The organism is Rhodococcus sp. T7 (assembly GCF_009872365.1).
In the GTDB taxonomy this organism is placed as follows: Bacteria; Actinomycetota; Actinomycetes; order Mycobacteriales; family Mycobacteriaceae; genus Rhodococcus_F.
Genome location: NZ_WXYH01000110.1, coordinates 1 through 20,074, shown reverse-complemented (window position 1 = coordinate 20,074; position 20,074 = coordinate 1). Strand labels below are relative to the sequence as shown.

General features: G+C 68.7%; 18 protein-coding genes and 2 riboswitches. Of the genes, 7 read left to right on the top strand and 11 right to left on the bottom strand.

The features are described 5' to 3' along the window. Window positions 1-35 precede the first annotated feature (35 nt). Window positions 36-144: riboswitch (TPP riboswitch) on the top strand. Continuing rightward, a complete protein-coding gene (gene thiC / locus MLGJGCBP_RS12975; RefSeq protein WP_160096061.1) occupies window positions 137-1,780 on the top strand; it encodes a phosphomethylpyrimidine synthase ThiC in 1,644 nt (547 codons plus the stop codon). Its footprint overlaps the riboswitch before it by 8 nt. A gap of 10 nt (window positions 1,781-1,790) precedes the next feature. Further along, window positions 1,791-2,645: a bifunctional hydroxymethylpyrimidine kinase/phosphomethylpyrimidine kinase gene (gene thiD / locus MLGJGCBP_RS12970; RefSeq protein WP_160096059.1), complete on the top strand. Its 855-nt coding sequence runs from the start codon at window positions 1,791-1,793 to the stop codon at window positions 2,643-2,645. 21 nt (window positions 2,646-2,666) lie between these two features. Here the strand turns inward: thiD and MLGJGCBP_RS12965 are convergent, their stop codons facing one another. The 7 genes from MLGJGCBP_RS12965 to thiO all read right to left on the bottom strand — a co-directional run bounded on the left by MLGJGCBP_RS12965 (window position 2,667) and on the right by thiO (window position 9,077). Then, window positions 2,667-3,521 (bottom strand): adenylate/guanylate cyclase domain-containing protein, encoded by an 855-nt coding sequence (locus MLGJGCBP_RS12965; protein ID WP_087558909.1) that lies wholly within the window; start codon window positions 3,519-3,521, stop codon window positions 2,667-2,669. Window positions 3,522-3,573: 52 nt separating this feature from the next. Further along, window positions 3,574-5,028 carry a M20/M25/M40 family metallo-hydrolase gene (locus tag MLGJGCBP_RS12960; RefSeq protein ID WP_201453051.1) on the bottom strand — a complete coding sequence of 485 codons (1,455 nt, stop codon included), beginning with the start codon at window positions 5,026-5,028 and terminating at the stop codon, window positions 3,574-3,576. A 145-nt stretch (window positions 5,029-5,173) separates the two neighbouring features. Further along, complete coding sequence (locus MLGJGCBP_RS12955) at window positions 5,174-5,968, bottom strand: ABC transporter permease (RefSeq protein WP_087558911.1); 795 nt, start codon at window positions 5,966-5,968, stop codon at window positions 5,174-5,176. Continuing rightward, window positions 5,968-6,909: an ABC transporter ATP-binding protein gene (locus tag MLGJGCBP_RS12950; RefSeq protein ID WP_005251715.1), complete on the bottom strand. Its 942-nt coding sequence runs from the start codon at window positions 6,907-6,909 to the stop codon at window positions 5,968-5,970. Before MLGJGCBP_RS12950 ends, MLGJGCBP_RS12955 begins: the two co-directional genes overlap by 1 nt. 113 nt (window positions 6,910-7,022) lie before the next feature. Beyond that, complete coding sequence (locus MLGJGCBP_RS12945; protein WP_179220279.1) at window positions 7,023-7,790, bottom strand: thiazole synthase; 768 nt, start codon at window positions 7,788-7,790, stop codon at window positions 7,023-7,025. Further along, window positions 7,783-8,007: a sulfur carrier protein ThiS gene (thiS, locus tag MLGJGCBP_RS12940; RefSeq protein WP_087558912.1), complete on the bottom strand. Its 225-nt coding sequence runs from the start codon at window positions 8,005-8,007 to the stop codon at window positions 7,783-7,785. The genes MLGJGCBP_RS12945 and thiS overlap by 8 nt, the downstream gene beginning before the upstream one ends. 2 nt (window positions 8,008-8,009) lie before the next feature. Beyond that, the gene (gene thiO, locus MLGJGCBP_RS12935) at window positions 8,010-9,077 is read right to left on the bottom strand and encodes a glycine oxidase ThiO (protein WP_087558913.1); all 1,068 of its coding nucleotides are present in this window, start codon (window positions 9,075-9,077) and stop codon (window positions 8,010-8,012) included. Then, a riboswitch (TPP riboswitch) is annotated at window positions 9,076-9,188 on the bottom strand. It overlaps the preceding gene by 2 nt. Window positions 9,189-9,212: 24 nt before the next feature. On the opposite strand from thiO, the gene thiE reads away from it, so the two are divergent. Beyond that, complete coding sequence (thiE, locus tag MLGJGCBP_RS12930) at window positions 9,213-9,911, top strand: thiamine phosphate synthase (protein ID WP_072948505.1); 699 nt, start codon at window positions 9,213-9,215, stop codon at window positions 9,909-9,911. On the opposite strand, the gene MLGJGCBP_RS12925 is transcribed toward thiE, so the two are convergent. After that, a complete protein-coding gene (locus MLGJGCBP_RS12925) occupies window positions 9,912-10,670 on the bottom strand; it encodes an NUDIX hydrolase (protein WP_160096057.1) in 759 nt (252 codons plus the stop codon). 123 nt (window positions 10,671-10,793) lie between these two features. Between MLGJGCBP_RS12925 and MLGJGCBP_RS12920 the strand changes: the two genes are divergently transcribed. Genes MLGJGCBP_RS12920 through MLGJGCBP_RS12910 form a run of 3 tightly spaced genes read left to right on the top strand, consistent with a single transcriptional unit; the run spans window position 10,794 to window position 15,516 of the window. Further along, window positions 10,794-12,176, top strand: coding sequence for a hypothetical protein (locus MLGJGCBP_RS12920; protein WP_160096055.1), 1,383 nt, complete (start codon window positions 10,794-10,796; stop codon window positions 12,174-12,176). Further along, window positions 12,173-13,147 carry a glutamate ABC transporter substrate-binding protein gene (locus MLGJGCBP_RS12915; protein WP_160096053.1) on the top strand — a complete coding sequence of 325 codons (975 nt, stop codon included), beginning with the start codon at window positions 12,173-12,175 and terminating at the stop codon, window positions 13,145-13,147. Before MLGJGCBP_RS12920 ends, MLGJGCBP_RS12915 begins: the two co-directional genes overlap by 4 nt. 8 nt (window positions 13,148-13,155) lie before the next feature. Then, the gene (locus MLGJGCBP_RS12910) at window positions 13,156-15,516 is read left to right on the top strand and encodes a serine/threonine-protein kinase (protein WP_160096051.1); all 2,361 of its coding nucleotides are present in this window, start codon (window positions 13,156-13,158) and stop codon (window positions 15,514-15,516) included. 3 nt (window positions 15,517-15,519) lie between these two features. Here the strand turns inward: MLGJGCBP_RS12910 and MLGJGCBP_RS12905 are convergent, their stop codons facing one another. Beyond that, the gene (locus MLGJGCBP_RS12905) at window positions 15,520-16,713 is read right to left on the bottom strand and encodes an acetate kinase (protein WP_160096049.1); all 1,194 of its coding nucleotides are present in this window, start codon (window positions 16,711-16,713) and stop codon (window positions 15,520-15,522) included. Further along, a complete protein-coding gene (gene pta, locus MLGJGCBP_RS12900; RefSeq protein ID WP_160096047.1) occupies window positions 16,710-18,830 on the bottom strand; it encodes a phosphate acetyltransferase in 2,121 nt (706 codons plus the stop codon). Before pta ends, MLGJGCBP_RS12905 begins: the two co-directional genes overlap by 4 nt. Window positions 18,831-18,893: 63 nt before the next feature. Between pta and MLGJGCBP_RS12895 the strand changes: the two genes are divergently transcribed. Then, a complete protein-coding gene (locus MLGJGCBP_RS12895) occupies window positions 18,894-19,403 on the top strand; it encodes a nitroreductase/quinone reductase family protein (protein WP_160096045.1) in 510 nt (169 codons plus the stop codon). Between the two features lie 32 nt (window positions 19,404-19,435). On the opposite strand, the gene MLGJGCBP_RS12890 is transcribed toward MLGJGCBP_RS12895, so the two are convergent. Continuing rightward, the coding region (locus tag MLGJGCBP_RS12890; protein ID WP_201453050.1) for an HNH endonuclease at window positions 19,436-20,074 on the bottom strand (639 nt) is incomplete at its 5' end.

Sequence of the window (20,074 nt, the reverse complement as noted above, 5' to 3'; positions counted from 1 at the left end):
ACTCACAGAGATCTCGGTTACAGTCTCCGGGACAACTACACATCCACGGGGGCTCGCACCAGCGGGCTGAGAGGACGGCTAGGGGCCGTCGACCGTCGAACCTGTCCGGGTAATGCCGGCGTAGGGAGCATCATCGATGAGCACAACCATATCTACAGCCACGTCCGTCACCACGGGACCGATCCAGGGCAGCACCAAGCAGTACCTGCAGTCGGGCGAGGTCCGGGTGCCGGTCCGGCGCGTACACCTCACCAACGGTGAGCACCTCGACGTGTACGACACGTCGGGCCCGTACACCGACGCGGACGCCACGATCGACCTCGACGCGGGGCTTCCGCACCTGCGGGCGTCGTGGATCGCCGACCGGGCCGGCACCCAGCTCGACGCCGCCCGCGCCGGAACCGTCACCCCCGAGATGCGGTATTGCGCTGCACGCGAGGGTGTTTCACCCGAGACGGTGCGCGCCGAGGTCGCGGCGGGTCGCGCCGTGATCCCGGCCAACCGCTGCCACCCCGAACTCGAGCCGATGATCATCGGCAAGGCGTTCGCGGTCAAGATCAACGCGAACATCGGCAACAGCGCGGTGACGTCGTCGATCGCAGAGGAGGTCGAGAAGATGGTGTGGGCGACCAGGTGGGGCGCGGACACCATCATGGACCTGTCCACCGGCAAGAACATTCACGAGACCCGGGAATGGATCCTGCGCAATTCGCCGGTGCCCGTGGGAACCGTGCCGATCTATCAGGCACTGGAGAAGGTCGGCGGTGATCCGACGGCACTCACCTGGGAGATCTACCGCGACACCGTGATCGAGCAGTGCGAGCAGGGCGTCGACTACATGACGGTCCATGCCGGGGTGCTGCTCCGCTACATTCCGCTGACCGCGCGCCGGGTCACCGGCATCGTCTCCCGCGGCGGTTCGATCATGGCGGCGTGGTGTCTGGCCCATCACCGGGAATCGTTCCTGTACACCCACTTCGACGAACTCTGCGAGATCCTCCACCGCTACGACGTCACGTTCTCGCTCGGTGACGGTCTGCGCCCCGGGTCGATCGCGGACGCCAACGACGAGGCCCAGTTCGCCGAACTCCGCACCCTCGGTGAGCTTACGAAGATCGCGAAATCGCATGGCGTGCAGGTGATGATCGAAGGACCCGGACACGTGCCGATGCACAAGATCGTCGAGAACGTGCGGCTCGAGGAGGAGCTGTGCGAGGAGGCGCCGTTCTACACGCTCGGACCGCTCGCCACCGACATCGCACCGGCGTACGACCACATCACGTCCGCGATCGGGGCGGCGATGATCGCGCAGGCCGGCACCGCGATGCTCTGCTACGTGACCCCAAAGGAGCACCTGGGGCTGCCGAATCGGGACGACGTCAAGACCGGGGTCATCACGTACAAGATCGCGGCGCACGCCGCGGACCTCGCGAAGCAGCATCCGCGGGCGCAGGAGCGGGACGACGCGCTGTCGAAGGCCCGGTTCGAGTTCCGCTGGCACGACCAGTTCGCGCTGTCCCTCGACCCGGATACGGCGCGGGAGTTCCACGACGAGACGCTGCCCGCGGAGCCGGCGAAGACGGCCCACTTCTGCTCGATGTGCGGCCCGAAGTTCTGCTCCATGCGGATCTCCGCCGACGTGCGGGAGTACGCACAGCAGCACGGGCTCGATTCGATCGAAGCCATCGAGGCGGGCATGGCCGAGAAGTCGAGCGAGTTCGTCGGCGCAGGTGGCCGCGTGTATCTGCCCGTCGAATCCGTCACCTCAGAGAATCGGTAAGGTCCCCTTCGTGAAGCTGCTGCCCCTGACCCCCGACGGCCAGACCCCCGTCCGCGTCCTCACCATCGCCGGCACCGATTCCGGCGGTGGCGCCGGGATCCAGGCGGACTCGCGGACGATGGCGCTCTGCGGCGTCCACGCATGTGTCGCGGTCGCCGCGGTGACGGTGCAGAACTCGGTGGGCGTCAGCGGTTTCCACGAGATTCCGCCGGAGACGGTGGCCGCGCAGGTGCGGTGCGTCGTCGACGACATCGGGGTCGGGGCAGCGAAGACGGGGATGCTCGCGTCGACGGCCATCATCGAGGCCGTCGCGGCCGTGTGCACCGAGGTCGGGATCGGCCGGGACCAGCCGGTCCCGCTGGTCGTCGACCCGGTGTGCGCGTCGATGCACGGCGATCCGCTCCTGCACGCGGAGGCGCTGGACGCCGTGCGGAACACGCTGATCCCGATCGCCACGGTGGTCACCCCGAACCTCGACGAGATCCGGTTGATCACCGGCATCGAGGTCGTGGACGACGCGACCGCGCGCCGGGCCGCTGAGGCGCTGCACGCGCTCGGCGCGCAGTGGTCGATCGTGAAGGGCGGGCATCTCCGGACGTCGGCGTCGAGCACCGATCTGCTGTTCGACGGCGACCGATTCCTCGAGTTCAGCAGTCCCCGGATCGACACCGGCAACGACCACGGCGGCGGCGACACCCTCGCGGCCGCCATCGCGAGTGCGCTCGCCCACGGGTGGTCCGTGCCCGACGCGGTGGCGTTCGGCAAGGAATGGGTCACCAAGTGCCTGGAGGCGTCGTACGACCTGGGTGCCGGTCACGGCCCCGTGTCCCCCTTGTGGCGCCTGCGGCACGTGAGTACTTGTTAACCGCCGGACGTTAACAAGTACTCACGGGCGGCGGAGCCGCAACCGCCAGATACCGAGGTCGGAGGGCACTCCGCTGGGGGCGGGGGCGAAGAAGGCACGCCGCCACGGCTTGACCCCGACCCCCAGTTCGTCGAGGGTGCCCGGCTGCAGGCTCGACAGCGTGGCGGACGACGCCATCACGTTGCCGTCGCCCCCCAGTTCCATCATCCGGGCCGCCACGGTCACGTCGACGCCGAGCCAGTCGCTGCCGATCTGCCGGGGCGAACCGGTGTGGATGCCGACGCGCATGCGGGGGCGGTAGCCGTCCACCTCGACGTCCGCGAGGGCTTCCTGCGCGGCGAAGACGGCGTCGATCGCGCGGTCCGGGCTGGGGAAGACGGCCATCACGCCGTCGCCCAGTCGTTTCACCACGTGCCCGCCCCGGTCGACGATGGGCGTCTCGACGGCTCGGGCGACGTCGCGCAGCAGGGCGAGGGTGGCGCTGTCGCCGGCGGGCAGCGACCAACTGGAGAACCCCACGAGGTCGGTGAACACGATGGTCACCTCCCGCGTTCCCCGCCCACGTCCGGTGCGCTCGAGCAGCGCCTGCCACACCTGCAGCGCGCCGAGGCTCATCTCGCGGGACGCGCCCGGCTGGTGGTCGAGGAAACGGTCGGCGACGCGGGCGATGGCCCGGGCGCTCCCGGGGCCGGCCGTCGAAAGCGGGTCGCCGAACGCGGGATCGCCGGGGAGCGCGCGACGAACCTTTCGCAGCCCCTCGATCAGCTGCGGCTGCCGATTCACCGATCCCACCCAGCCCAGCACCTTGTCGCCCCGTTTCGGTGTCTGCGCAGCGCCCGGCTGGGCACTGCTCTCTTCGGCGGGGTCGTCGCTCACGGGAGTAAGAGTAACTCAGCGTCACATGCACAAACCCGTGACGAATCGGACTTCACTCGGTGGCCCGCGCCTTCTCCCGGTCCGCGCTGATGGGGACTCCGTTCGGACCCGTGAGCGACTCCGCGTACACCCCGACGGCATATGCGACCGCGGCGGCATTCTTGGCGAGGGCGGCCCGGTCCACGTTCTCGAGGGTATCGGTTGCGCTGTGGTAATTCTTGTCGTACACGACACCCGGGGTGCCGCCCCACTTCTGCGCCTGCTCGGGAGTCTTCGTCTCGTCGGCCCCGCTGAACACCCCGCCCGAGGGGATTCCGTGCTCGATGAACGGTCCGTAGTCGGATCGGCCGTCGAAGTCCGTGCCGTCCGCGGCGATGCCGTTGCCCTGGAGGAACTCGGTGAACGTCCGCTCGATGCCCGCGGAACCCTCGGGTCCGGGCCCCTCGCCGACGTTGTCGGAATTGTCGCCGTCGTAGGCGAGGTAGCCGGCGTTCTCGGAACCGAGCATGTCGAAGTTCAAGTACAGCGCGATGTCATTCCGCTGCTCCTCGCTGAGACTGTCGACGTAGGCCTCGGATCCCAGCAGACCCAATTCCTCGGCGCCCCAGAACGCGAAGCGCACGGCGTTGTCGACGTCGGGCGAACCGCCGAGTTGCACGGCCGTTTCGAGGGTCGCGGCGACGCCGGTGCCGTTGTCGTTGATGCCGGGGCCGTCGGGGACGCTGTCCAGGTGGGCACCGACCATCACGACGTCGTCCGTCGAGCCGGTCTTCGTCTGGGCGATGACGTTGCGCGCGGTGCTCGACTCGGTGACGGTGTCGAGCGTGAGGGTGACGTCGCCCCCGGCCTGCTCGAGCGCGGCGCCGTCCGCCTTGCTCACCCCGCCCGTGGGCACCTTGCCCACGTCCGGGTCGCCGAGGGTGCCGCCGCTCATCGGTCCGTCCTCGTTGTTGACGACGATCACGCCTGCGGCGCCGCGCTCGGAGGCCACCTGCTGCTTGGCCGCGAACGGGCACACCCCGCGGTTCACGAGGACGATCGCCCCGGTCACGTCGAGGCCGTCGTAATCGGTGGCCTCGCATCCCGGACTGTCGTCCTTGCGAGCGGGCACCAGGCGGGCGGTGAGCCCCTGCGGACCGGTGGACGGCGAATACGACAGCGCCCGGACGTCGAAGTCACGATCGCCGGACCGCAGGGCCTCCGTGTGCACGTCGAACTTGTGGAACTCGAATTCCGGGGTCTGGACGTCGAAGCCCTTGTCTTCCAATGTCTGTGCGACGTAGTCGACGCTCGCGTCGTAGCCGGAGGTTCCGGCCGCGCGGTTGCCGTCGTTGCTCTCGGCGATCGTCTGCAGTTGCTCGAGGTGCCCCACCACACCACTCTCGGTGACCGAAGCCGCGAGAGCGCTCGCGTCGACCGGCGGCGAATCGGGTTCGCTCGTCGACGAGCACCCGGCCAGGACCATCGCACCGGCCACTCCGACTGTGAAAACTCCCCGTAGTCGCATGTCGGGAGCCTAACGCAGAAGCACCTGTGGGCCGGCGCGAATGGATTTCGCACCGGCCCACAGGCTCCCGCCCCACCGTCACCCTCAGCCAGGTCTCCCGACGATCACCTGGCGGAGGAGCAGGGCGAGATCACTGTATCGGGTGTCAGGCGTCGCGCTTGTTGACGACCACCAGTCCGGCCCCGAAGATCACGAAGACGAACACCGCGAAGTACACGAGGCTGCCCCACGGGCCCCAGTGGAAATCGGCTCCTTGCGACGCTCCCAGGAAGTTGTTGGCGTTGAGGAACGGCAGGAACGGCATGATCTTCTGGCCGAACGAGCCGAACAGGTTGAACAGGCTCTCGATCAGCAGCGGCCACAGCAGCAGCAGGGCGATCGCGCCCGCCGACTGACGCAGCAGGGTGCCGACTCCGACAGCGAGGACCACGCACAGGAACGCGTAGATCGGGACGCCGTAGATCGACCGCCACGCGTCCGCACCGGTCAGTGTGAGTGCCGCTCCCGCTTCGTCGCCGGCCGTCGCCTTCGCGATGGCGTACGCCCCGAACGTGAGGACGAACGTCAGCACGGCGCCGAACGCGCCGATCAGGCCGGCCTTCGCGATCAGGACGGACGCCCGGTTCGGGATGGCCTGGAACGTGGTGCGGATGACGCCGAACCGGTATTCGCTGGTCACGGCGAGCGCGGCGAGGATCATCAGCACCAGCACGCCGAATCCGGACACACCGCCCACCGCGTCCGCCATCTGCGGCAGGAACGGATCGAAATCCGGTTGCCTACCGTCCGCGATCTGGTTGTTGAAGGAGTTGATACTGGCCTTCGCGCTGAGCCCGATGACTGCGGCGAGGCCGAGTCCCAGCACGATGATGATGACCGTGCACCACCACGGCGACCTCGTCGACGTGATCTTGATCCGTTCGGCATTGAGAACAGCCATTACAGTGCACCCCTCATCACATCTTCGACGCCCTCTGCGTGGTACTGCACGTCGTCTCCGGTCAACTTCATGAAGGCGTCCTCCAGCGATCCGCGCTGAGATGCCAACTCGTGCAGGACGATGCCCTGCGAACCGGCGATCCCGCCGACGACGTCCGTCGACGAATCCACCACGACGAGCGCCTGCTGCCCGTCGGATCCGTCCTCGCGCACCGTGAGTCCGTTGGACGTGAGCGCGCTGCGCAGCGCATCCAGCTGTGGGCTCCGCACGCGCACCGTCGATTCCGAGGACTTGCTGACGAACTCGGACACGGTGGTGTCGGCGATCAGCCGGCCCCGGCCGATGACCACCAGATGTTCTGCGGTGAGCGCCATCTCGGACAGCAGGTGGCTCGACACCAGCACGGTGCGGCCCTCTGCCGCGAGGCGCTGCATGAACTTCCGGATCCAGACGATGCCCTCCGGGTCGAGCCCGTTCACCGGCTCGTCGAACAGGAGCACCTTCGGGTCGCCGAGCAGCGTGGCGGCCAGGCCCAGTCGCTGGGACATGCCGAGCGAGAACCCGCCTGCCTTCTTCCCCGCCACCTCGGTGAGCCCGACGAGGTGCAGCACCTCGTCGACGCGGCTCTTCGGCAGCGAGTTGGACGCCGCCATCCACTGCAGATGGGCTCGGGCCGAGCGGTTGGGGTGCACCCACTTCGCGTCGAGCAGGGCCCCCACCGTCCGCAACGGCTGCACCAGGTCGCTGTACGGTTTGCCGTCGATCAGCGCGCTGCCCGCCGTGGGGCGGTCCAGCCCGAGGATCATGCGCATCGTCGTCGATTTGCCTGCACCGTTCGGACCGAGGAAGCCGGTGACCATACCCGGCTTCACGTTGAACGTCAGGTTGTCCACCGCCTTCGTCGCACCGAAGGTCTTTGTCAGTCCCCTCACTTCAATCATGATGAGAAGGATGCCGGAACCTGCGGCCGGCGCGCATCGGCCGCAGGTCTACTCCCGACTCGTCCCCTGGTACCGGTCGGACCCTGAACCGGACCCCGACGCGACCCCGAGATCTACGACGACGCCTGCGCCCAGAACCGCTTGGGGATGCGGCCCGCGTGCCGGGCCTCGTACCCCGCCACCACGGCCCCGCGCATCGCCGACGCCATGAGCGCCGGATCCTTCGCCCTGGTCACCGCGGTGGCAAGCAGGACGGCGTCGCAGCCGAGTTCCATCGCGAGGGTCGCGTCGCTGGCGGTCCCGATGCCGGCGTCGAGGATGACCGGTACCCCGGCACCGTCCACGATCATCTCGATGTTGTGCGGGTTCGCGATACCGAGCCCGGTGCCGATCGGCGAACCCAGCGGCATCACGGCCACACAGCCGACGTCCTCGAGCCTGCGGGCCAGGACCGGGTCGTCGGTGGTGTACGGCAGGACGACGAATCCGTCGTCGACCAGTTGCTCGGCGGCGCTGACCAACTCGATGGCGTCGGGCATGAGGGTGCGTTCGTCGGCGATGACCTCGAGCTTCACCCAGTCGGTTTCGAGTGCCTCCCGGGCGAGTTGCGCCGTCAGCACCGCCTCCGCCGCGCCGCGACAGCCCGCGGTGTTGGGCAGCGGCGCGATGTCGAGCCGGCGCAGCAGGTCCAGCACCCCGGTGCCACCCACGGCGTCGACGCGGCGCATCGCGACCGTGGTCAGCTCGGTGCCGGACGCGACGAGCGCCTCTTCGAGCACCGTCAGGTTGGCGGCGCCGCCGGTGCCCATGATCAACCGTGAACCGAACGTGCGGCCCGCGATCGTGAGGCCCTTCTGCACGCCGGGAGTCGTGTCAGCCACCCTGCACCGCCGTGAGGATCTCGATCTCCCAACCCCGGACCACGAACTCGTCCCACCGGGCGCGGGGGAACACGGCGCCGTTCACGGCCACCGCGATGCCCTTGGTCGGCAGGTTCAGCGCCTCCAGCAGCCCGGTGACGGTCAACGGTTCCGTGAACTCGTGATCCTCGCCGTTGACGCTGATGCCGATCGGCACCACTACTTGCTGCTCACTCATCTCTACCTCGCTACTTTCTCGAAACGTTCGGGGTCGGCGGCTTTCGCCTCGACCAGTGCCGAGCCCTCCAACAATGCCACCGTCGCGTCGGCGGTCACCGGGGTGAGCAGGATGCCGTTGCGGCCGTGTCCCGTCGCCACCACGACCCGATCGGACACCCGGCCGATCAGCGGCAGGTTGTCCGGGGTCATCGGACGCAGACCCGCCGAGGTCTCACGCAGTTCGTACTCGCCGATGGCGGGCATCAGCGCCTCGGCATCCGCGATCAGGTCCCGCACACCGGCCACCGTGACCTGCGTGTCGTTGCCCGATTCGTACTGGGTGGCGCCGACGACGATGCCGTCCGCGCGCGGCACCAGGTAGGCGGGCCTGCCGTGGACGCTGCCCCGGATGGTCCGGCCCGGCGCCGGGGTCACCCCGGGACGGGCCCGCAACCGCAGGATCTCGCCCTTCACCGGTCGCACCGGAAGTCCCGGCCACAGTGCCGGTGACGCGATGCCCGCGGTGACGACGATCTGGTCCGTGCCGAGGCCGTCGAGACTGCGCACGGCCTCATCGATCAGCTCCACCCCGGCGTCGACGGCGCACCGCTGCAACGCCTGCAGGAGCAGCCTGTTGTCGACGGCCAGTTCGTCGACGGCCAAGAGCCCCAACCGGACTCCGCGACCCAGCATCGGCTCGAGGGCGCGGACTTCGGCGCGATTCAGGATCTGCAGATCCCGGCCCTGCGCCCCCACCCACTCGGCGATGGTCCGGAGATCTTCGGCGTCGGCGCCGTCCAGCGCGACGGTGAGCGAACTCTCCGACGTGAACAGGTCGACGCCGGCCCCGGCCTCCAGTTCCTTCCCGAATTCGGGCCACCGGTCGAGCGACGCGCTGCCCAGTTCGAGGACGCTCTCCTCACCGGGCCAGCCCTCGGACAACGGGGCGAGCATGCCGCCCGCCACCCAGGACGCTCCCGAACCGATCGACGGGTCGTACAGCTTCACCGACCAGCCGTTGCGGGCTGCTCGCCACGCAATCGACAGGCCGATCACTCCGCCTCCGACGACGGATACCGATCTCGCCATTGAACTCCACCTCACTTCCTGCGCCGGCATGATCCGGGTCAGGTATGACGGTCGGGCTCGGCGTGAGCCCCTCTCAGCCCCACGTTCCCCGGGACTCCCGTGTTGCACTTTCACCGTAGAGGCTACCGTCATGCCGTGACCACCTCGCATCACAGCAACCTCACGGACCGTCGGCGCCGCCTCGGAACAGCACGTTTGTACCTGTGCACCGATGCTCGGCGCGAGAAGGGCGACCTGGCGCAGTTCGCCGAGGCCGCGCTGTCCGGCGGCGTCGACATCATCCAGCTCCGCGACAAGGGCTCGGCCGGTGAGAAGAAGTTCGGCACGATGGACGCCAGGGACGAACTGGCGGCACTGTCGGTGCTCGCGGCCGCGGCCAGGCGGCACGGGGCGCTGCTCGCCGTCAACGACCGGGCCGACATGGCGCTGGCCGCTGGTGCCGACGTCCTGCACCTCGGCCAGGGCGACCTGCCCGTCCCCTACGCGCGGACCGTCGTGGGTTCGGATGTCCTGATCGGCCGGTCCACGCACAGCCGCGCCCAGGCCAGCCTCGCGGCGATCGAGGACGGCGTCGACTACTTCTGCACCGGACCGGTGTGGGCGACCCCCACCAAGCCCGGACGGACCGCGTCGGGCATCGACCTGGTGCGCTCGACCGCCGACTCCGCGCCGAACCGCCCGTGGTTCGCGATCGGTGGCATCGACGAGTCCCGGGTTCCGGAGATCCTCGCCGCGGGCGCCGATCGGATCGTCGTCGTCCGGGCCATCACCGAGGCCCGCGACCCGCAGGCCGCGGCGCGCTCACTGTCCGCCCTGCTGCAGCAGAACGCGTAGTTACGCCTGCTCGAGCCAGTCGCGCACCGTGGCGGGCGGCAGGATCACGACGGTGGCGGGCAACTGTTCGATCAGGTCGGGGTCGGTGGTGACGACCGCGGTCACCGTGCCCAGCGTGGTGCCGTGACCTGCGGGTTCGGCGAGGCGACCGACCGCGTCCAGTGCCTCGAGCACCTCGATGCGCGGCAGCCACCCGTAGGTGCCGCCGGGCAGGTGCACGGTGCGGGGCAGCGCCCTCGACAGTTGCGCCGGCGCGCCGCTCTCACCCAGCACGTCGTGCCGGTCGAGCAGCAGTCGCACCTCGGTGGTGCGTAGTTGCGGCCACCCCGCTTCGAATCCGGGGTGTAGTGGCAGCCCGGCGACGTCGGTTTCCCGCACCCAGCGCAGTTCGGTGCTCTCACCGTTCGCGACGGTGGGCAGTGGACGCTCGGCGTCGGCGATCACCGTGGTGTAACTCCAGCCGCTCGCGGCCTTCATGGTGACGACCTCCGTGCGGACGCGGATGGTCGCACTCTCGATGCCGGCTTCCTCGTGCGCCTCGCGCACCGCGGCGTGGGTCGTGGTCTCGTGGCTGTCCCGGGCACCGCCGGGCAGCGCCCACGTCCCGCCCTGGTGGCTCCAGGCCGCACGGTGCTGTAGCAGCACGGCCGGCGTCTCGTCCGGGAGCGGCGCACGCAGCAACAACCCGGCCGCACCGTGCTTGCCCCAATGACGACTGCCGTCCGGCCCGGTCGCCCAGCCGTCACCGTCACCACGCATCGACTACCCCTGTCCGACCTGATGGGTCTCCCTGCAGTTCCCTCACACTAACGGTTTCTGCCGGAAGTGCCCGATATCCCCGGTCACCGACTCCTGCTTATATGCTCCCCACAAGGTGCAGCCGTGACACGGGAGGGGTGCGACGTGGTTCTGCGTGAGGCGCCGTCGATCGAACCCCACGGCAGCCGCGCCCTGTCTGCCGCCGCGGACGACGACGTCGACCCCGCTGTGGCACGTCGTAAGGAACTGCGTGCGTTCCTGGCGTCGACACCCGCCAAGCTCACCGCCCTCGGCGCGCTCCTGGTGCTGCTCACCCTGACCGCCGGTCTCGTGGCCGCGTCGTCGGTGAACAGCAGGGAGGCCACCCTCGACAGCGTCCTCGCCGAGACCGAACCGCTGTCGTTCTCGGCGCAGAACCTCTACAGCGCCCTGTCGGTGGCGGACGCCGCGGCGACGACGGCGTTCATCTCCGGCGGTCTCGAACCTCCCGAACTCCGGGACACGTACGCGCAGGCGCTCGGCACGGCCTCCTCCGACCTCGTGTACGCGTCCGGCGGGCTCGCTGCAGGCGACGTGGACAGCAGGCGCCTGCTCGCCTCCATCTCCACCGACCTCAGCGTCTACTCCGGTCTCGTCGAGACCGCGCGGGCCAACAACCGCACCGGTCATCCCGTGGGCGCGGCCTACCTCAGCGAGGCGTCGACGCTGATGCAGACGAGCATGCTGCCGAAGGCCCAGGAGTTGCACGCCCGGCAGGAAGCGGACGTCGCGGACATCCAGCGCGACTACTCCCGTCCGCCCTGGACGGCGCTGATCCTGGTCCTCGTCGCACTCGTCGCACTGCTCGTCGCACAGGTCGTCCTCGCGCGGCTCAGCAGGCGCACGTTCAATCTCGGGTTGATCCTGGCGTCGTCGTGCACCGCCATACTCCTGGTGTGGATGCTCGTCGCCGGGGTGGTCTCCTCGGTCGACACCAAGCGCGCGCTGACCCAGGGTGCCCGCCCGATGCACGAGTTGACCGCGGCGCGCATCCTGGCGCAGCAGGCCCGCACCGAGGAGACACTCAAACTGGTCCGCCGGGATTCCAACGGCGACTACGACGCCGCCTTCGAGGACAAGTCCGGTCAACTCGACACCCTGCTGTCGGGCTATCCGCACGACGGCGACCGCGCGGTCGGCCACGACGACGTGGCACGGGCCGAGGAGGCCTGGAAAAGCTGGTCGTCGGCGCACGATCGCATGAACGAGATCCTCGCGAAGGGCGACTTCGTCTCGGCGGCAACGGTTGCGATCGGGCCGGGACCCTCGGATTCCGCGGCCCAGTTCGATGCCGTCGACGACGCGCTCACCGACGGCATCGGGACCGCCCGCGACCATCTGCGGTCGAACGTCGAATCCGCAGCCCGGGTGCTCACCGCGCTCGGCTCCGGCGCCGTCGTCCTCACACTCGTCGCGCTCTGCGGAATTATCATCGGGTTGTGGCCCCGGTTGAGGGAATACCAGTGAGGCGGCACCGGGTCGCGCTGGTGCTGTTGGCGGCCGCGTTGCTGATCGGCGGGTGCGCGGAGGCCGCCCCGGAGCACGTCGGATCCCCGAGCGTGTCCTACACCGAACCCCCGCTTCCTGCCGCCGCGGCACCGGCCCCCGAGACCAGCGCCGCCCCGCCTACTCCCGAGAAGGACTGCGGCGATCCCACCGCGAGCCTGCGCCCGTTCCCCGACACCGACACGCCGATGCCGACGGTCGACGCCATCCGCGCGCGGGGACGTCTCGTCGTCGGACTCGACACGGGCAGCAACCTGATGAGTTTCCGCGATCCCGCGACCGGCGCCATCGAGGGCTTCGACGTCGACGTCGCCCGGGAGATCTCACGAGACCTGTTCGGCGACCCGGACCGGCTCGACTACCGCATCCTCACGTCGGCGAATCGTGAGAAGGCGCTGCAGGAGTCGATGGTCGACATTGTCGCGAAGACGATGACCATCACCTGCGACCGCAAGGAACGGGTGGCGTTCTCCTCCGAGTACTTCGCGGCGCAGCAGCGGGTTCTGGTCGTGAAGGGCTCCCCGATCCGCAGCGCCGCCGACCTGGACGGAAAGCGGGTCTGCGTCGTCCGCGGCACGACGTCGCTCACCCGGTTGCAGAAGGTCGCGCCCACCGCCGAGATCCTCACGGTCCCCATGTGGTCGGATTGCCTGGTCGTCCTGCAGCAGCGGCAGGTCGACGCGGTGACCACCGACGACACGATCCTTGCCGGCCTGGCGTCCCAGGACCCGTACCTCGAGATCGTCGGGGACAGCATGGGCGCCGAACCGTACGGAATCGGCATCACCAAGACGAACGAGGACCTCGTGCGGTTCGTCAACCGCACGCTCGAACGGATCCGCGGCGACGGAACCTGGACCAGAATGTACGACCGGTGGCTGTCGGTGCTGGGCCCGTCCCCCGCCCCGCCATCCGCCGTGTACCAGGACTGAGGGGACGCATGCCGCAACATTCGAAGAACCCCGAGTCCACCGACCCGGACCTGGCCACCCAGGCCGCCGTCCGGGAAGAACTGGACCAGGCCACGCGAGCCGCAGTCCGGGAAGAACTGGACGAGGCCACGCAGGCAGCAGTTCGGGAAGAACTGGACGACGGGCCGGCCACCCAGGCTGCTTCGCCGACGTCCCGGCCGTCCGGTGCGTCCGGCACCGGTCGCTCGACGCGCTCACCGCGCACCCGATCCGGGCAGCGCCTGCGTCTCGGCGGCGGACTCGTCGAGGTGCCCGTCGTCAAGACACTCGACCCGGCGTCGGCGGTGATGACCGACCCGAAGGTCCCTGAGGCCAAGCGCTTCTGCTGGAAGTGCAACAAGCCGGTCGGCCGCGGCGGCCCCACGTCCGAGGCCTCCGAGTTCGGTCTGTGCCCTTCGTGCGGAGCGACTTTCGACTTCCGGCCCCTCCTCGAGCCGAACGACCTCATCGGCGGCCAGTACGAGGTGCAGGGCTGCATCGCGCACGGCGGCCTCGGCTGGATCTACCTGGCCATCGACCGCAACGTCAGCGACCGGTGGGTGGTTCTCAAGGGGCTGTTGCACTTCGGCGACGCCGAGGCTCAGGCCGTGGCGGTGGCCGAACGTCAGTTTCTCGCGGAGGTGGCGCACCCGAGCATCGTGAAGATCTTCAACTTCGTGGAGCATCCCCGGGCGGACGGGACGCCGATGGGCTACATCGTCATGGAGTACGTGGGCGGTCATTCGCTACGCGACGTCCTGTCGACGCACACCCGGCCCGAGCGTATGCCCGTCGAGCAGGCCATCGCGTACGTGCTCGAAATCCTTCCCGCGCTGGCATATCTGCACTCCACCGGTCTGGTGTACAACGACCTCAAACCCGACAACGTGATGGTCACCGAGGACGCCCTGAAGTTGATCGACCTCGGCGCCGTCGCCGGCATCGAGGACTACGGGTACCTGTACGGCACGCCCGGATATCAGGCGCCGGAGATCGTCAGGACCGGCCCGACCGTGGCCTCCGACATCTACACGGTGGGGCGCACACTCGCGGTGCTGACGCTCGACATGCCGTCCGAGAAGGGCCGGTACCTCGACGGGATCCCGTCCCCCGAACAGGCGCCGGTGCTCGCGGAATACGAGTTCTTCCACCGGCTCCTGTTGCGTGCCACCGACCCCGATCCGCGCAGGCGCTTCGCGTCCGCCGAGGAGATGTCCGGTCAGCTCACCGCAGTCCTCCGCGAGGTGCTCGCGCAGCAGACCGGCGAGGAGCATCCCGGACTGTCGACGGTGTTCAGCAAGCAGCGAACGACTTTCGGCACGGACGATGCGGTCGAGCAGACGGACGTGTACGTCGACGGCGTCGAACGGGACAGGAATCTCGACCCGCTGTCGGTGGCGCAGGCGCTGGCGGTGCCGCTGATCGACCCGGCCGATCCCAACGCCCAACTCCTGGCAGCCGCGGTGCACAGCGAACCGCAGCAGACCCTGGACTCCATTCGGCACGCCCGCGAGAACGGGATCGAGCGGGTCGTCGACGACCTGGACGTGTCGTTCTCCCGGGAACTGACCCTCGCCGAGATCAAGGCGCACCTCGACCTCGGGGACGCCGCCACCGCCACCACACTCCTCCGCGATGTGGAGGCAGAGATGGGCGGGAACTGGCGCGTCGACTGGTACGCCGGACTCGCGACGCTGATCGACGGCGAGCACGAGACGGCGTTCTCCCGGTTCGAGTCCGTGCTGCAGGCGATGCCCGGTGAGACGGCTCCCAAACTCGCGCTGGCGGCCACCGCCGAACTGATTCTGCAGCACTGCGAAAGCTCCGATTCCCACCGGTGGCGGACGTTCGCCGAGACGTACTATCGGACGGTGTGGCGCACCGACCACAGCATCGTGAGTGCCGCATTCGGGCTGGCCCGCCAACTCACCGAACGCGGAGATCTGCCCGGCGCCATCGCCGCCCTCGATCAGGTTCCCCCGACGTCCCGGCACTTCACCATGGCCCGGATGACGAGTGTGCTGATGCTGCTGTCCGGACGGCCGATCGAGGAGATCGACGAGCTGGCGCTGCGGGAGGCGGCGCTCCGCGTCACCGCGCTCGCACCCGAGGAGAGCCGGGCACTGCAGATGCGCACGCTCGTACTGGGCACGGCACTGGACTGGATGCGTGCCGGTCACACGTCGGAGACGGAACTCGAGCAGATCCTGGGTGTGCCGTTCACCGAACGGGGCCTGCGCAAGGGCGCCGAGGCCGGTCTGCGGGCGCTGGCCCGCAACGCCCCCGAGCGCACTCACCGGTACACGCTGGTGGATCTCGCCAACGCCATCAGGCCCAGGAGTCTGCTGTAACGCTCAGGCCCCGATCAGCTCCACCGCGGCGCGGGCGATCGCCAACTCCTCGTTGGTCGGCACGACCAGCACCTGGACGTCGGACTCGTCCGCCGAGATGCGGCGGGCGTCACGGGAACCTTCGCGGTTGCGGTCGTCGTCGACGACGATGCCGAGGCGGCCCAGCCCCGCCAGGCTGTCGCGGCGGACGTCGACGTTGTTCTCGCCGACTCCCCCGGTGAACGTGATGACGTCCACGCCACCCAGTTCCACCAGGTAGGCGCCGATGTATTTGCGGAGCCGGTGCACGTACACGTCGTAGGCCAGCGCCGCGTCCTCGTCGCCCTCGCCGACGAGTGCCAGCAGTGCCCGGAAGTCGTTGACCCCCGACAGTCCCTTGAGTCCGGAATGCCGGTTCAGCAGGTCGTCGATCTGATCGACACCCATGCCGCTGCGGTGCAGGTGCAGGATCACCCCGGGATCGACATCGCCGGACCGCGTGCCCATGACAAGCCCCTCGAGCGGAGTCAGGCCCATGCTCGTGTCGACGGCCAGTCCCCCGCGAATCGCGGACGCCGACGCGCCGTTCCCGAGGTGCAGCACGATCTGATTCAGCTCCGACAGGTCCCGGCCGAGGAACTCGGCCGCCCGCCCCGACACGTACTGATGCGAGGTGCCGTGGAAGCCGTACCGCCGGATGGCATGCTCCTGCGCGACGTTCCGGTCGATCGCATACGTCGACGCCTCCGCAGGCAGGGTGTGGAAGAACGCGGTGTCGAACACCGCGACGTGCGGGATGTCCGGCAACTCCTCCCGCGCCACCTCGATCCCGATCACGTTCGCCGGATTGTGCAGCGGCGCAAGGGTTGACAGGTCCGAGATGGCCTGCACCACCGAGTCTTCGATTATCGTAGGTTCGTAGAACACGTCGCCGCCGTGGACGATGCGGTGTCCGACCGCGACGATCCCCGCCTCCCGCAGCGGGCGACCCACCTCGGCGACGATGTCCGACAACATCTTCAGCCCCGCGCGGTGGTCGGCGATGTGGACGTGACGCTCCGCCAGCCCGGTGCGGTGGTGGTACACGATGCGCCCCTCGGGTTCCCCGATCCGCTCGATGAGCCCGGACGCCGACGACTTCCCGGTGTCCGGGTGGATCAGCTGGAACTTGATCGACGACGAACCGGAATTAAGTACCAGTACGGAACCCTCGGTCACTGCTCTGCTCCCTGCGCCTGGATCGCCGTGATGGCCACGGTGTTCACGATGTCCTCGACCAGCGCGCCTCGAGACAGGTCGTTGACGGGTTTGGCGAGCCCCTGCAACACCGGCCCGACGGCGATCGCACCGGCGCTCCGTTGAACCGCCTTGTACGTGTTGTTGCCGGTATTGAGGTCGGGGAAGATGAAGACCGTCGCCTTGCCCGCCACCTCCGAACCGGGCATCTTCTTGTCCGCCACGCTCTGCTCGATGGCGGCGTCATACTGAATGGGGCCTTCCACCAACAGGTCCGGCCGGCGTTCCCGCACCAGTTTGGTCGCGGAGCGCACCTTGTCGACATCCGCGCCGCTGCCGGAGTCGCCCGTCGAATACGACAGCATCGCGATGCGCGGATCGATGCCGAACTGGGACGACGTCTGCGCCGAGGAGATCGCGATGTCGGCCAGCTGTTCGGCCGTGGGGTCGGGCACCACCGCGCAGTCTCCGTACGCGAGAACCCGATCGGACAGGCACATCAGGAACACACTCGACACGGTCGACACACCCGGTTGCGTCTTGATGATCTCGAACGACGGCCGGATGGTGTGCGCCGTGGTGTGCGCGGCACCGGAAACCATGCCGTCCGCGATTCCCAAGTGCACCATCATGGTTCCGAAGTACGAGATGTCGGTCATCACCTCGCGGGCGCGGTCCACACTCATGCCCTTGTGGGCGCGGAGCCGCGCGTACTCCTCCGCGAACGGACCGGCGTGTTCGGACGTCCGCGGGTCGAGGACCTGCGCGTCCGCCAGGTCGACACCGAGTTCCGCCGCGCGGCGACGTACCTGCACCTCGTCGCCGAGAATGGTCAGCTGCGCCACCTGCCGTTGCAGCAGCCTCCCGGCCGCCCGGAGGATGCGGTCGTCACCTCCCTCCGGGAGCACGACGTGCTTGCGGTTCCGGCGGGCACGATCGATCAGCTGATACTCGAACATCTGCGGGGTGACCACCGATGGGATGGGCAGCTTCAACCGGTCCAGCAGCGTCGGCGCGTCCACCCGGAGTTCCATGACACTCAGGGCGGTGTCGATTTTGCGCTGCGAGCCGACCGCCACCCGGCCACGGGTCTGAGCTGCCGCACTGGCCGTGTCGAACGTGCCCAGATCGGTGGTGAGGATCGGCAACCGCGGCTTCAGGCCGGCCATCAGCTTCGCGATCGCCGGGTGCGGCACCAGCCCACCGTTCATGATGATGCCCGCCAGCGACGGGAACCCCTCGGCCTCATGCGCATTCACCATCGCCAGCAGCACGTCGGACCGGTCGGCCGGGGCGATCACCACCGTGCCCTCCGTCAGCCGTTCGAGAATGTGCTCGGCCGTCATTCCGCCCACCAGCACCCGCAGCGCCTCCCGGTGCAGCAACTCGGGGTCGCCACTGAACAGGCTGCCGTCGATCGACTCGAGAAGTTCGGCCATCGTCGGTGCGACCAGCAGCGGGATCTCGGGCAGACTCCACGCGGGCACACCGGTGGACGCCAACGCGTCGGTGACGGCGTCGAGTTCGTCGGGGTTGCACCGGTTGGCGACCACGGCCAGAAGGTGCGCGTGGTGGGCGGTCAGTTCACCGATGGCGAGTTGCGCGAGCTGCGCGACCTCCTCGGGGGTGCGCCGGACTCCCTTCACGGCGAGCAACACCGGTGCGCCCAGGTTCACGGCGATCCTGGCGTTGTAGCCGAGCTCGCTCGGGCTGGCCACGTCGGTGTAGTCGCTGCCGATCACCACGACGGCATCGCACTGCGCCGCCACCTGGTGATACCGGGCGACGATCTCGCTGAGCGCACCCTCCGGGTCGGCGTGGACATGCTCGTACGTGACTCCCAGCGACTCCTCGTACCCGAGGTCCGCCGTCGTGTGCTCGAGGAGCAATTCGAGGATGTAATCGGTCTCCTCCGTCGACCGGGCGATGGGACGGAAGACACCCACCCTCGCCGCCGACGCACACAGCATCTGCAGGACACCCAGCGCGATGGTGGACTTTCCGGTGTCCCCCTCCGGTGAGGCGATGAAGATACTCGACGGCTGAGGACGTACGGGTGGATTCACGGGCGAGGGTGTCGCGGGCGCAGCCATGGCCATAGCGTATCCGGACACCTCCTCCCGGGTGATTGACACCGCTCCCGCCCGGCGGTCAGATGGCGTATGGCCGAATCACCCTTCCCCGACGTCCGATGGGGCAGCGAGACCAGCTTCCTCCGCGAACCCGCCGCCAAGTTTGCCGCCACCCGACCCGGATCGTGGGTGATCCGGAACCTCGCAGGCGTGGATCGCCTGCTCCTGCAGAAGAGCCGGGGACGCTTCACGATCCTCGGCCCCATCGCCGCACCGGTGGTCCTGCTGACCACCACGGGTCGGAAGTCGGGCGCGCCGCGGACGAGCCCGCTCCTGTACTACCGCGAAGGACAGCAGATCTTCGTCGTGGGCAGCAACTTCGGGCAGGACCACCACCCGGCGTGGTCGGCGAACCTCCTCGCCCAGCCGAACGCGCAGGTCACCATCGGCGGGAAAAACATCCCCGTCACCGCAACCCTCCTCACGGAACCGGAGTGGACCCGGATCTATCGCGAATTCGACGAGATGGTGCGCGTCTACGGCGTCTACGAGCACCGAACGAACCGCACGATGCGGGTGTTCGCCCTCACCGCTTCGTGAGACGTTTCGCGCGGCGGCGACCCGGTTCGAGTTCATGACGCTCGCAGATGTGCGATCAGGATCGCCTCGATCTCCGACCGTCGCGCCGCGGACGGCAGGCGCGGGGCCGCCGACCGATAGTGATGCCTGGTCGGGGTGCCGAGGTCGAAGAGATGCGTGCGGCCGTGCCGCCTGACGGGGCCGGCGGTCCAGCCGTCGCCTTCCTTCGCGTAATTGCACGCCGCGCACAAACCGGCCCCGTTGTGCGCGGTGGTGGCACCCTTGTTGCGGCGGGACAGGATGTGATCGTGATGCCGGATCGGCGCATCACACCACGGCGTCCGGCACGTCCGATCCCGCAGATCGATCAACGTCCGCAAACTTTTCGGGAACGCCCGCGACTGCGATTCCATCGCCGTCAACGCCCCCGACAACGGACACGAGTACACGTTTCGCAAGGTCACCGCGGTATCACCATCTAGAGCATCCGCCACCAACTGCCGCGCGATCCCCGCCGGCACCGGCCCGAACCCCGCCACATCCGCCGCCTCGCTCTCACCTGCCAACAAGGCCTCGTCGGAGATCACCAGATTCACCGCCACCGGCACCCCCGACGCCACCGAGGCCCCGGTGCCGCGGTCGAACAACAAATCCGCCATCACCTGATTCCGGGTGCGGCCACCACTGTCCCC